Genomic DNA, 11895 nt, shown 5'->3' with positions numbered 1-11895 from the left:
GTTGCACCATTTCGACCTGAAGGACGGCGCCCTCCATGCTGAGGGCGTGCCGCTGGAGCTGATCGCGGACGAGGTCGGCACGCCGGCTTATGTCTATTCGACCGCGACCCTGAAGCGGCATTACGGCCTGCTGCGCGCCGCCGCCGATGCGCATCGGGACGCTTTGGGCGAGGCCCTGATCGCCTTTGCGGTTAAGGCCAACTCCAACCTTTCGGTGTTGGCGACCCTGGCGAAACTGGGGTCCGGCGCGGACACCGTCTCCGAGGGCGAAATCCGCCGCGCCTTGGCCGCCGGTGTGCCGTCCGACCGGATCATCTTCTCCGGCGTTGGCAAGACCGATGTGGAAATGGCCTTCGCCATCAGCGTCGGCGTGCGTCAGATCAATATCGAATCCGGCGCCGAGCTGGATCGGCTGATCGCCGTTGCAGCCATGATGGATGCGTCGCCGGCCATCGCCGTCCGGGTGAATCCGAACGTGGGCGCGGGCGGTCACGCCAAGATCACCACGGGCGGCAAGGGCGACAAGTTCGGCGTGCCGGTCGAGGAGGCGATGGACCTCTATGCCCGCGCCTCGGCCTCGCCCCATGTCACGCCGGTGGGGTTGGCCTGTCATATCGGCAGCCAGATCACCGATCTTGAGCCGCTGAAGGCCGCCTTCGAGGTCTTGGCGGACATGACGCGCAAACTACGGGCGCAGGGTCATGCCGTGACCCGGTTGGATCTGGGCGGCGGGCTGGGCGTGCCCTATTCCGGCGGCGCCGAGCCGCCGTCGCCGGCCGAATATGTCGCCATGGCCGCGCGGGTTCTGAACGGGCTGGATGTCGAGGCGGCGTTCGAGCCGGGCCGGCTGCTGGCCGCCAACGCCGGGGTATTGTTGAGCCAGGTGATCCAGGTCAACGAACGTTCGGACGGACGGCGCTTTCTGGTGTTGGACGCGGCGATGAACGACCTGATGCGGCCGGCGCTGTACGACGCCTTTCACGACATCCAGCCGGTCAATCCGCGCGGGGGTGCGGCGACGTCCTATGACGTGGTCGGGCCGGTGTGCGAGACGGGCGACACCTTCGCGCGGGACCGCGCGCTGCCGCCGCTGGAGGCCGAGGACCTGATCGTCTTCACCGGCGCAGGGGCTTACGGCGCGGTGATGTCCAGCGAATACAACAGCCGGCCCCTGATCCCCGAGGTGCTGGTGGATGGCGATCAGTGGGCGGTGATCCGGCCCCGCCCGACCTATGAAGAGATGCTGGACCGCGAGCCGTTCGCCGATTGGCTTTGATCGCCGATTCTTCTCGACTGTTATAAAGTAACACGCTATAGGGCCGGTCATGTCCCCCGGCCCCGAACAGTCTGTCATGCTTTCCCTACTGGGAGGCGGCTTCGTTGCGGCCTTTCTGCATGCGGCCCTGCCGACGCATTGGCTGCCCTTCACCCTGGTGGGGCGGGCGCAAGGCTGGCGACCGTCGCGGATTCTGATAGCGGTGACGGCGGCGGGTCTGGCCCATATCGCCACGACGGCGGTGGTCGGTGGTCTGATCGTGGCGGCGGGTCTGGCGCTGGATCAGTGGATTGAGGGCGTGCTGCCCCACCTGGCGGCGGTGCTGCTGTTCCTGTTCGGCGCCTTCTATCTGGCCCGCGCGACCCTTAAGCGTCCTGCCATGGCCGGCGGGCCTGCGGTCGAGACGCCCGAGCCGGCCGTGTCCGATAAGGCCGCCTTCCTCGGTCTGGTCGCCATGATGGCGGTTTCTCCAGGTGAAGTGCTGCTGCCCATCTATCTGTCGTCGGCCTCGGCGGGCCTTGGCGCCCTGGCGCTGCTGACGGTGGTGTTCGCGGCGGGGACCATCGCCGGCATGGCGGTCTTCACGGCTCTGGCCAGCGCCGGCGCCTCGATCCTGCGGCTGGAGCGATGGGCGCGATACGAGGGCGCGGTGCTGGGCGTGGCCCTGATCGGTCTTGGCCTCATGGTCGCCATGCATCAACACTGACGCGATATTACATGATAACATTCAATGCGTTATCATGTATCGGCTTGGCTGTTTCGCCAGAGGGCGTATAGGCGAGCCATGAACGCCGCGCACGACCACAGCCCCAGCCGCCGGCATGACCACGATCATGCGGGTCACGACCACGGGCATTCCCACAGCCACCACGGACACAGCCACAGCCACGGCGGTCATAGCCACGGCCCGGTGGACACCGGCGACTGGCGCTATGCCGTCGGACTGGTGGTCAATCTGGTTTTCGTGGCGTGCGAGTTCGGCGCCGGCCTGATCGCGGATTCGACCGCCCTGTTGGCCGACGCCGGGCATAATCTGTCGGACGTGCTGGGTCTGGCCATGGCGGGCGGCGCGGCCTGGCTGGCGCGACGCGGCGCACATGGGGCGGCGGGCGGTCGGCGCACCTATGGTTTCGGCAAGGCGACGGTGCTGGCGGCGCTTGCCAATGCGCTGCTGCTGATCTTCGCCTGTGGGGCCATCGCCTTCGAGGCCGTGCGGCGGTTCAACGAGCCCGCGCCGGTCGGGTCGGGCGTCATCATGGCGGTCGCGGGCATCGGCTTCGTCATCAACCTGGGCACCGCGCTGCTGTTCATGAAGTCGCAGCACGATCTGAACGCGCGCGGCGCCTATCTGCACATGATGGCCGACGCGGGCGTGTCGCTGGGCGTGGTTCTGGCGGGCGGGCTGATCATGATGACCGGCTGGTCGGTGGTCGATCCGCTAGTCAGCCTGGCGATCGTGATCGTGATCCTGTGGTCGACCTGGGGCCTGCTGAAGGACTCGGTCAATCTGGCCATGGACGGCGCCCCGACGGGCGTCGACGTGCCGGCTCTGGAACAGGCGCTGGTCGGCCTGCCGGGCGTGCGGGCCGTGCATGATCTGCACGTCTGGGGACTGTCGACGACCGAGACGGCGCTGACCGCCCACCTGGTCCACGACCGCGCCGACACGGCGGCCCTGATCTGCGAGGCCCAGGCGGTGGCGAAGCGCTACGCCATCGGCCATACGACCTTGCAGCTGGAGACCGAGCCGCTGCCGGATTGCCCGGGCTGCTGAGCCCTCAGGCCTGTTCGAATGTCACGGGCGCGCCCCAGAACTGGGACACCAGTTCCGACTGAGGCCCGGCCTGGCCGGTGGTCAGGAAGTCGCGACGCCCGCTGTCGCCCAGATCGTATTCGGGGTGCGCCTTGAAATAGCGCTCCAACGCATCCGCCACCGCCGTCGGCTGTTCGATCAGAACGGTGCCGGCCGGCAGGGCCTGGGCGAACAGTTCGGCGACGATCTCATAGTGGGTGCAGCCCAGAATGGCCTTGTCCGGGTGGCGGCCGATGCGGCGACGCAGCGCATCGACGTGGTCGTCGATCACCACCTTCAGCTCCTCCGGCGGCGCGCCCAGCTCGATCAAACCCGCCAGGCCGGGGCAGGGCTCGGAAAAGACGGCGATGTCCTCGCGCCGCTTGTCGATCTCGATTTCATAGACGCGGCTGATGGCCGTGGCGGCGGTGCAGAAGACGCCAGTGATGTCGATGGAGGCGACCTTTTCGCCTTCCTGCGGGCGCTCGGCCTCGAAGCTCCAAGGCTTGCCGGTCGCCGCCTCGATGGTCGGGACGATGATGCCCAGGATGTTGACCGGGCGGCCCAGACGCTCGCGCAGACCCGGCAGCCAGGTCTGTTGCAGGCGGCGAAGCGCAATGGCGCTGGCGGTGTTGCAGGCCAGGACGACGACGGAGGCGCCGGCGTCGAACAGCCTTTCGCAGCCGGTTTTCGTCAGTTCGACGATGTCTTCGCCGCCGCGCCCGCCATAGGGGGCGTGGGCCTGATCGGCCAGATAGACGAAGTCCCGCTGGGGGAAGCGTCGGGTCAGTTCACGGTGGACGGTCAGACCGCCCACGCCGGAGTCGAAAACGCCAATAGCCATGGCCCGGCTTTAGAACAGTGCGACGACGTATCCAACCGGATTGGCGACAAGTTTATCCCCGCGTCAGGTGACGGGGCCGATCCGTGCGCCTAAGTGTATCGCAACCATGATCTTGTTTCGGAGCATTCCATGCATAGACGCCAGCTTCTCATCGCGGGCGGCAGCCTGATGGCCCTGTCGGCCTGCGCTTCCACAGGCGCGACCTCGGGCGGGTCCGCTGCGGCGCCGTCCGCCGCCAGCGTGGCCGAGGAAGCGCGCATCGCCCGCGCCGTCCTGCCCAGCCAGACGCCGCGCGCCGAGCTGCTGCAGGCCTGGACCGGGAAGTATGATGGCGTTCCGCCCTTCGACAAGGTGACGCCGGCCAAGCTGCGCGAAGCCATGCTGGAAGGTATCGAACTGCAACGCGCCGACATCGCCGCCATCGCGAACAACCCTGAGGCCCCGACGTTCGCCAACACCATGGCGGCGCTGGAGCTGGCCGGCGAGCCGCTGGACCGGGCGTCCAACGTCTATGGCGTGATGACGTCCAACATCGGGGGCGAAGCCTATGACGCGGTCGACACCGAGCTGTCGCCGCTGCTGTCGGCTGCTTCGGACGAGATCACCTTCAACGAGAAGCTGTTCCAGCGGGTCAAGACCGTCGCCGACACCGCGGATGCAGCAGGCCTCAGCGCTCAGCAGAAGCGTCTGGCCGAGCGTCGCCGCGACGCCTTCATCCGTTCGGGCGCCAATCTGGACGCGGCCGGCAAGGCCGAACTGGGCCGGATCAACACCGCCCTGTCCAACGCCTTCACCCGCTTCGGCCAGAAGGTCGTCGCTGATGAGAATTCCTGGACGCTGATCCCCAACGAGGCCGGCGTGCGGGGCCTGCCAGACTCCAACAAGGCCGCCGCCGCCGGCGCGGCGCGCAGCCGCAACCTGCAAGGTTGGGCGATCCTGAACACGCGTTCGGCGGTCGATCCCTTCCTGACCTTCGCTGACGACCGGGCCCTGCGCGAGCAGGTCTGGAAGAAGTTCGTCAATCGCGGCGACAACGGCGACGCCAACGACACCAACTCGACCATCGCCGAGATCGTGAAGCTGCGCGATCAACGCGCCAAGCTGCTGGGCTATCGCAACCACGCCGAACTGCGCATGCAGGACACGATGGCAAAGACCCCGGCCAATGCTCAGGCCCTGATGGACCGCGTCTGGGCGCCGGCCAAGGCCCGCGTCGCCGAGGAAGTCGCCGACATGAAGGCGATCGCCGGCTTCGACATCGAGCCGTGGGACTACCTCTACTTCGCCGAGAAGGTGCGTAAGGCCAAATACGACCTGGATCAGAACCAGCTAAAGCCCTACTTCGAGCTGAACGCGGTCCGCGCCGGCTCCTTCGCCATGGCCGAACGCCTGTACGGCTTCCAGTTCAAGAAGCTGCCCAAGGGATCGGTGCCGACCTTCGAGCCCGACGTCGAGGCCTACGAGGTCTATGACAAGAGCCGGGACGGCCGACTGATCGGTTTGTACTACACCGACGACTACGCCCGTCCGGGCAAGCGTTCGGGCGCCTGGATGACCACCTATCGGTCGTTCTCGCAGCTCGACGGCGCCAAGGTCATCCTGGCCTCGAACAACAACAACTTCACCAAGCCGGAGCCAGGCGAGCCCGTTCTGATCTCGCTGGACGACGCCGAGACCCTGTTCCACGAGTTCGGCCACGCCCTGCACTATCTGTCGTCGGTGGTGACCTATCCGTCGTACGGCAACACGCCGCGCGACTTCGTCGAATATCCGTCGCAGGTGCACGAGCACTGGGTGCTGAGCCGCCCGATCTTGGACGGCTATCTGAAGCACTATCAGACAGGCGCGGCCATGCCGGCCGAATTGGTCAACAAGATCGAGGCCGCCGCCACCTTCAACCAGGGCTATGCGACGGTCAGCTATCTGTCCTCGGCCATCGTCGACATGGACCTGCACACCCAGGCCGTGCCGCCGACCGACATCGACGCGTTCGAAAAGGCCAGCCTGGCGCGGATCGGCATGCCCAAGGAGATCGTGATGCGGCACCGCCTTCCGCAGTTCAATCACCTGTTCACGTCAGACGCCTATTCGGCGGGCTATTATAGCTATCTGTGGTCCGAGACGATGGACGCCGACACCTGGGCCTATTTCGAAGAGTCGGGCGACGTGTTCAATCCAGACATCGCCGGCCGCTTCAAGTCGATCATGCTGGCGCCGGGCAACACCACCGATCGCGCCGAAGCCTATCGCGCCTTCCGCGGTCGCGACCCGGACGTGGCGGCCCTGCTGAAGGTCCGGGGCTTCCCGGTTTCCTGATCAAGGGCGCTACCGCGCTTCGCGCGAGTTGAGCGCATTCGTAAACCTAACGGCCGGCGGAGCGATCCGCCGGCCGTTTCGTTTGGCGGAAACCTGGCCTAGAGCAGGTCGAGACCTGCGCAGATCCCGGAACCCCCGCATGACCGTCGTCGCCTCCTACGTCTATCGTGACGGCCAGCGGGTGCGAGAGGCGCCGCTGACGCCCGAGGGGTTGGCGCTGGAGCCGGGCGAGTTCGTCTGGGTGGGGCTATACGATCCGACGGACGCCGAGATCGACGTCTTGGTGGAACGGTTCAAGCTGCATCCGCTGGCGGTCGAGGACGCCCTGGCGGCGCACCAGATGCCCAAGGTCGAGGTCTATGGCCGCGAGCTGTTCGTGGTGGCGCGCACGGCGATGAAGATCGATGACCGGCTGGCCTATGGCGAAACGCACGTCTTCGTCGGTGACGACCATGTGGTCAGCATCCGTCACGGCTCGGCCCGCGCCCACAACCATTTGCGCACACAGCTGGAAGCCTCGCCCCTGCAGCTCAAGAAGGGTCCCGACTTCGTCCTGCACGGCATTCTGGATTTCATCGTCGACGCCTACGCCCCCATCGTCGACGATGTCGAGGACAGCGTTCTGGAGATGGAGCAGCGGACGCTGGACGCTTTTCTGTCACGCCTGGAAATCCGCCGGCTCTTCACCCTTCGCCGCGAGCTGCTGAAGTTCAGGCGCATCCTGGGGCCGATGGAGGAGGTGCTGGGACGGCTCCAGTCGCTGGACCTGCCCTGTATCGACCCGGACGTGCGGCCCTATTTCCGCGACGTGGGGGACCATGTGCGGCGGGTGAACAGCCGGCTGGGGGGCTTGAACGACATCCTGTCGTCGGTCTTCGAAGTGGCCAACCTGCTCGAACAGCAGCGTCAGGGCCTGATCACCCGCAAACTCGCCGCCTGGGCCGCCATTCTGGCCGTGCCGACCGCCATCGCCGGCATCTACGGCATGAACTTCGAGCACATGCCCGAACTGCGCTGGGAATACGGATACTATGCCGTCTTGGGCGTGATCGCGGCCATCTGTGCGGCGCTGTATGTGACGTTCAAACGGACGAAGTGGCTGTAGTCAGCCGCTGTTTCGCAAGCCTGCCGCCACGCCATTGATGGCCAGAAGGATGCCCTCGCGGACGCGGGGGTCGTCGTCGCCTGCGCGGCGGCGGCGGATCAGTTCGATCTGGACGTGGTTCAGCGGCTCGACATAGGGCATGCGCAGCCGGATCAGCCGGTCCAGCTCCGGCTGGCCGCCCAGCAGGGCGTCATGGCCGGTGATGGCCAGGATGGCGTCGTGGGTGCGCTGCCACTCCTCGCGGATTTCACCATAGATGCGCGAAGCCAGAGAGGCGTCGGGCACCAGGGTCGCATAGCGGCGGGCGATGGTCATGTCGGACTTGGCCATCACCATCTCCATGTTCTGGACCAAAGTCTTGAAGAAGGGCCAGGCCTCGGCCATCGCCTTCAGCTCGCCCATGTCCTGGCCCTGCACCGCCGAGCCGAAGCCGAACCAACCGGGCAGCATGACCCGGCTCTGCGACCAGCTGAACACCCAGGGAATGGCGCGCAAATCCTCGATCCGCGTCGAGGCGGTGCGCGACGAGGGGCGCGAGCCGATCTTCAGATCGGCGATCTCGGCGATGGGGGTGGCGGCGCGGTAGTAGTCGACGAAGCCGTCGGTCTCATAGACCAGCTTGCGATAGGCGGCCATCGAACGCGCCGACAGGTCCGACAGGGTCGCACCATGTTCGGCGGTGAAGGCGTGATCCGTCCCCTTGCCCAGCGAGGCCAGCATCGCGCCGCAGGTCAGGGCGTCCAGATTGCGCAGCGCGATCTCCGGCTCGCCGTATTTGTTGGCGATGACCTCGCCCTGTTCGGTGGTGCGGATGCGGCCCTGGACCGTGCCTTCGGGCTGGGCCAGGACGCCGGCGAAGGCCGAGCCGCCGCCACGCCCGACCGTGCCGCCGCGCCCGTGGAACAGTTGCAGCTTCAGCCCGTGTTTCTGCGTCACCTCGACCAGGGCGCGCGAGGCCTCGTGCAACTCCCAGCCCGAGGTCAGATAGGAGCCGTCCTTGTTCGAATCCGAATAGCCGATCATCACCTCCTGCACGCCTCGCGCCTTGGCGACGGCGAGGGCGGAGGGCTCCTGCAGCAGCCGCTCCAGGGTGGGGCGCGCGGCGCGAAGGTCTTCGATGGTCTCGAACAGAGGCGCGGCCTGGATGGGACAGGCGGCGGGGTTTTCGGGTCGGTAGAGACCGACCTCCTTCAGCAGCAGATAGACTTCCAGCAGGTCGGACGCCGCGTCCGTCTTGGACACGATATGGGTGCGGATCGCCTGGGGCCCGAAGGCAGCGAGTGCGGTCGCGGCCGCCTGAAGAATGGCGCGCTCCTTCAGGGTTTCCGGCTCATAGTCGGCATAGGGGCTGAACAGCAGGCGCGACGAGGCCAGTTCGGCGGCCAGCACCTTCAGGCGACCTTCCTCGTCCAACGCCAGATAGTCGGACTGGACGCCCGCGACCTTCAACAGGTCGGCGACGACGCGTTCGTGGACGTCGGCGTTCTGGCGCATGTCCAGGGTCGCCATATGGAAGCCGAACACCTCGACCGCCGTGATCAGGTCGCTGAGCCGGTCGTCGGCGAAGACGCCGCCGTGGTGCGACACCAGGCTGTCGTGAAGCGTCTTCAGATCGGCCTCAAAGGCGTCGGGACCCGGATAAGGTTCGGCCTGGACCGCCGGGCGACGGGGTGGGGGGGCGTCGCCCAGCTTTCCATGCGTGGCGGCGAGGCGAGCGTAGACGCCGGTCAGGGCGCGGCGATAGGGCTCGTCCGCGCGGTGGGGCGAGGGGTCGTGGGCGGCGTCGGCCAGGGCCTGAAGCTCGGGCGACACCTGGGCCAGTTCGGCCGCGAGGCTGAGTTCGGCGCCCAAGGCGTGGACCTCGTCCAGATAGAAGGTCAGCACGGCCCGCGCCTGGGTGCGGAAGGCGGCGGCCATCACCGTGGCGTCCACATTCGGATTGCCGTCGCGGTCGCCGCCGACCCAGGTGCCGACGCGCATGAAGGGCTTCAGCTCGGGCGCCTCCAGCAACCGCCGCCAGGCCGACAACTGCTTTGGCGCGACGTGCAGGAAGATGCGGTCCAGGAAGGAGACCACGGTGTCGATCTCGTCCTGCACCACCAGCCCCTGGGTGCGGACCAGACGCGTGGCCCACAGGATGACGATCTGGCGGCGCAGCGGTTCGGCGATGGCGTCCAGGGTGCAGGCGTCGCCGGCCTTGTCGCAGGCGTCCAGCAGGTCGGTGATGGCGGCGATGCGGTCGATGACGCTCTTGCGCCGGACCTCGGACGGGTGGGCGGTCAGGACGGGCGAGATCAGCGACTGATCCAGCAGGGCGCGCACGGCCTCGCGGTCCACACCCTGATCGGCCAGACGCTTCAGCGCGCCTTCCGGAGTGTCGGGCCGGGCGCCGGCCTCGGCCTGGCTCTGGGCGCGACGGCGAGTCGAGCGGTCCTCGGCGATATTGGCCAGCAGCGAGAACAAGGCAAAGCCGTGCGCCAGGCCGGCCGCCTGATCCACCGACATGGCGGTCAGCAGCTTCTCCAGACGCTTGGCGGGGTGCGAGGCCGGGTCGCGGTGATAGGCGATCGAAGCCTGTCGCACCGCCTCGACATGGTCGAACAGGGCCTGACCGCCCTCGTCGCGGATGATGTCGCCCAGAATGCCGCCCAGGAGTCGAACTTCGTCACGCAGGGCGTCATCAGCGGCGGGGCTCATCATCTTAAATATCCTGGGTCGGCACGGGGAGATGGGCATCTGGAAGGTCGACGTCGCCCGCGTCAACGCACGATCCGTGACAGCCGCCACCAGAAATCACCGCGTCGATCATGGTGAACCGCCCGTTAGGGTTTCTTAACCGACGGCGCGCGATGATGCGGGCGTAGGATTCCAGATCGGTTCCACTCTTGCCCATGTTCGCCAAACGCCAATCCGCACTCGCCGCCACCGCCGGGACCGCCCCGCGCGCCAAGGACGGCCCGAGCCTGAAACCTGTCGTCGACGCCCTGAAGAAGCCGCCGGTCGCGGCGGGTCTCGCGGGCTTGCTGCTGCTCAGCACCAGCGCCCTGTTCCTGACGGTGCTGGGTGATCCCAAGGCGGGAACACCCTCGGCCCATGTCGCGCTGGAACGCGAGGCACCCGCAGCGCAAGCGCCGGCGCCGACGGGCTTCGAAGCCTTCTCCATGGGCGCGATGGGGCTGTATCAGAATCTCGCGGGCGGCGCCGATCCGACCGCGGGCGGCGACGCCGTCATCACCCTGCCGGACGGCGGCAGCGTCTCGGGTCAGGGCGCGCCCATCACGGCGCCGGTCCACGCCGCCTCGCCCCTGGCCAAGGCTCCCATCGCCGGCCTGTCGCAACCCGGATCGAACGGTCCCCTGCCGATGATCGCGCCCGACGGCCGCGTGCCGGCCCAGGCCTATGCCCGACCGTTCCGTCCCAACGGCAAGCCGCGCGTGTCGCTGATCGTCGGCGGGCTGGGCCTGAACGCCGTCACCACCCGCGCGGCGATCGAACGCCTGCCGCCGGAGGTCACGCTCAGCTTCGTGCCCTATGCCGACAATCTGCAGGGCTGGATCGACCAGGCGCGCGCGCAGGGCCATGAGGTCATGCTGGAAATGCCGATGGAGCCGACCGGCTATCCCGACAACGACCCCGGCCCCTATACGCTGCTGGCCGACGGCGGCGCCGACGACGTGACCGCCAAGATGGACTGGCTGCTGAGCCGCGCCACCGGCTATTTCGGCGTGACCAACTATCTGGGCGACCGGTTCGCCGGCTCGGACACGGGTATGAACGCCTTCCTGAGCGTCCTGCGCCAGCGCGGCGTCGCCTTCTTGGACGACGGCTCGTTCCAGCGTCGGCCGGGCGCCTGGGCGCGGGCCAGCGCGGATCGCGTCATCGACCGGACCCAGTCGCCCGCCGCCATCGTCGCCGCCCTGAATGGTCTGGAGGCCCAGGCCAAGCTACGCGGTTCGGCCCTAGGGGCCGGCTTCAGCTATCCGGTGACGGTCGAGGCCGCCGCCCGCTGGACCGCCGGCCTGGAACAGCGCGGCCTGCAACTGGCGCCGGCCTCGTCCATGTCGATGCGGCCGGGGCGCTAGTGTCCGATCTCGACGCCTATCGGCCCAATGTCGGGGTCGTGCTGTTCAACCGCGAGGGCCTGGTCTGGTACGGCCAGCGCCACGCCACTCCCGGCCCGCATAGCTGGCAGTTCCCGCAAGGCGGCGTCGATGCGGGCGAGGATCTGGAAGCGGCCGCCCGCCGCGAACTGCATGAGGAGACCGGCGTCACCTCGATCGAACTGCTGGCGCGGACGGACGACTGGATCCTGTACGACTTCCCGCCCGAAGCCATGAACAACGCCAAGGCCTGGCGCGGTTTTAAGGGTCAGAAGCAGCAGTGGTTCGCCTTCCGCTTCACCGGCGACGAAGCCGAGATCGATCTGGCGGCCGACGACGAGGTCGAGTTCGACGCCTGGCGCTGGGGGCCGCTCTCGGACGCCTGCGACCTGATCGTGCCGTTCAAACGCCCGGCCTATGAACAGGTCGTCGCCGCCTTCTCGCACCTGGCGGCATAGAAAA

At 67.5% G+C, this 11895-nt stretch carries 9 protein-coding genes; 7 read left to right on the top strand and 2 right to left on the bottom strand.

The genetic code is table 11. From position 1 onward, the window contains the following. Window position 1: 1 nt before the first annotated feature. The 3 genes from lysA (at window position 2) to ABIC32_RS09125 (ending at window position 3050) form a co-directional block, all read left to right on the top strand. Entirely contained in the window at window positions 2–1276 is a 1275-nt protein-coding gene (lysA, locus tag ABIC32_RS09135) for a diaminopimelate decarboxylase (protein ID WP_354073951.1), read from the top strand. Window positions 1277–1352: 76 nt separating this feature from the next. Next, a complete protein-coding gene (locus tag ABIC32_RS09130) occupies window positions 1353–1982 on the top strand; it encodes a hypothetical protein (RefSeq protein WP_354073950.1) in 630 nt (209 codons plus the stop codon). A gap of 78 nt (window positions 1983–2060) precedes the next feature. Further along, entirely contained in the window at window positions 2061–3050 is a 990-nt protein-coding gene (locus ABIC32_RS09125) for a cation diffusion facilitator family transporter (protein WP_354073949.1), read from the top strand. Window positions 3051–3054: 4 nt separating this feature from the next. Here ABIC32_RS09125 and ABIC32_RS09120 read toward each other — a convergent pair whose 3' ends face one another. Next, window positions 3055–3912 carry a glutamate racemase gene (locus ABIC32_RS09120; protein WP_045809950.1) on the bottom strand — a complete coding sequence of 286 codons (858 nt, stop codon included), beginning with the start codon at window positions 3910–3912 and terminating at the stop codon, window positions 3055–3057. 129 nt (window positions 3913–4041) lie between these two features. On the opposite strand from ABIC32_RS09120, the gene ABIC32_RS09115 reads away from it, so the two are divergent. Both ABIC32_RS09115 and ABIC32_RS09110 read left to right on the top strand, forming a co-directional pair. Next, window positions 4042–6228, top strand: coding sequence for a M3 family metallopeptidase (locus ABIC32_RS09115; RefSeq protein WP_354073948.1), 2187 nt, complete (start codon window positions 4042–4044; stop codon window positions 6226–6228). 139 nt (window positions 6229–6367) lie between these two features. Further along, entirely contained in the window at window positions 6368–7333 is a 966-nt protein-coding gene (locus tag ABIC32_RS09110; RefSeq protein WP_055807418.1) for a magnesium and cobalt transport protein CorA, read from the top strand. On the opposite strand, the gene ppc is transcribed toward ABIC32_RS09110, so the two are convergent. Beyond that, window positions 7334–10033: a phosphoenolpyruvate carboxylase gene (gene ppc, locus ABIC32_RS09105; protein WP_354073947.1), complete on the bottom strand. Its 2700-nt coding sequence runs from the start codon at window positions 10031–10033 to the stop codon at window positions 7334–7336. It lies immediately after the preceding gene. Between the two features lie 191 nt (window positions 10034–10224). Between ppc and ABIC32_RS09100 the strand changes: the two genes are divergently transcribed. Both ABIC32_RS09100 and ABIC32_RS09095 read left to right on the top strand, forming a co-directional pair. Continuing rightward, entirely contained in the window at window positions 10225–11415 is a 1191-nt protein-coding gene (locus ABIC32_RS09100; protein ID WP_354073946.1) for a divergent polysaccharide deacetylase family protein, read from the top strand. After that, window positions 11415–11891 (top strand): RNA pyrophosphohydrolase, encoded by a 477-nt coding sequence (locus ABIC32_RS09095; protein WP_354073945.1) that lies wholly within the window; start codon window positions 11415–11417, stop codon window positions 11889–11891. The genes ABIC32_RS09100 and ABIC32_RS09095 overlap by 1 nt, the downstream gene beginning before the upstream one ends. The last annotated feature ends 4 nt before the right edge of the window (window positions 11892–11895 follow it).

The organism is Brevundimonas sp. 1080 (assembly GCF_040545985.1).
Taxonomy (GTDB): domain Bacteria; phylum Pseudomonadota; class Alphaproteobacteria; order Caulobacterales; family Caulobacteraceae; genus Brevundimonas.
This window is presented reverse-complemented; position numbering and strand designations above follow the sequence as displayed.

Excerpts from the sequence above, each read along its gene's own strand:
- ABIC32_RS09130 (WP_354073950.1), top strand. The coding sequence starts at position 1,353 with ATGCTTTCCCTACTGGGAGGCGGCTTCGTTGCGGCCTTTCTGCATGCG.
- ABIC32_RS09125 (WP_354073949.1), top strand. The coding sequence starts at position 2,061 with ATGAACGCCGCGCACGACCACAGCCCCAGCCGCCGGCATGACCACGAT.
- ABIC32_RS09120 (WP_045809950.1), bottom strand. The coding sequence starts at position 3,912 with ATGGCTATTGGCGTTTTCGACTCCGGCGTGGGCGGTCTGACCGTCCAC.
- ABIC32_RS09115 (WP_354073948.1), top strand. The coding sequence starts at position 4,042 with ATGCATAGACGCCAGCTTCTCATCGCGGGCGGCAGCCTGATGGCCCTG.
- ABIC32_RS09110 (WP_055807418.1), top strand. The coding sequence starts at position 6,368 with ATGACCGTCGTCGCCTCCTACGTCTATCGTGACGGCCAGCGGGTGCGA.
- ppc (WP_354073947.1), bottom strand. The coding sequence starts at position 10,033 with ATGATGAGCCCCGCCGCTGATGACGCCCTGCGTGACGAAGTTCGACTC.
- ABIC32_RS09100 (WP_354073946.1), top strand. The coding sequence starts at position 10,225 with ATGTTCGCCAAACGCCAATCCGCACTCGCCGCCACCGCCGGGACCGCC.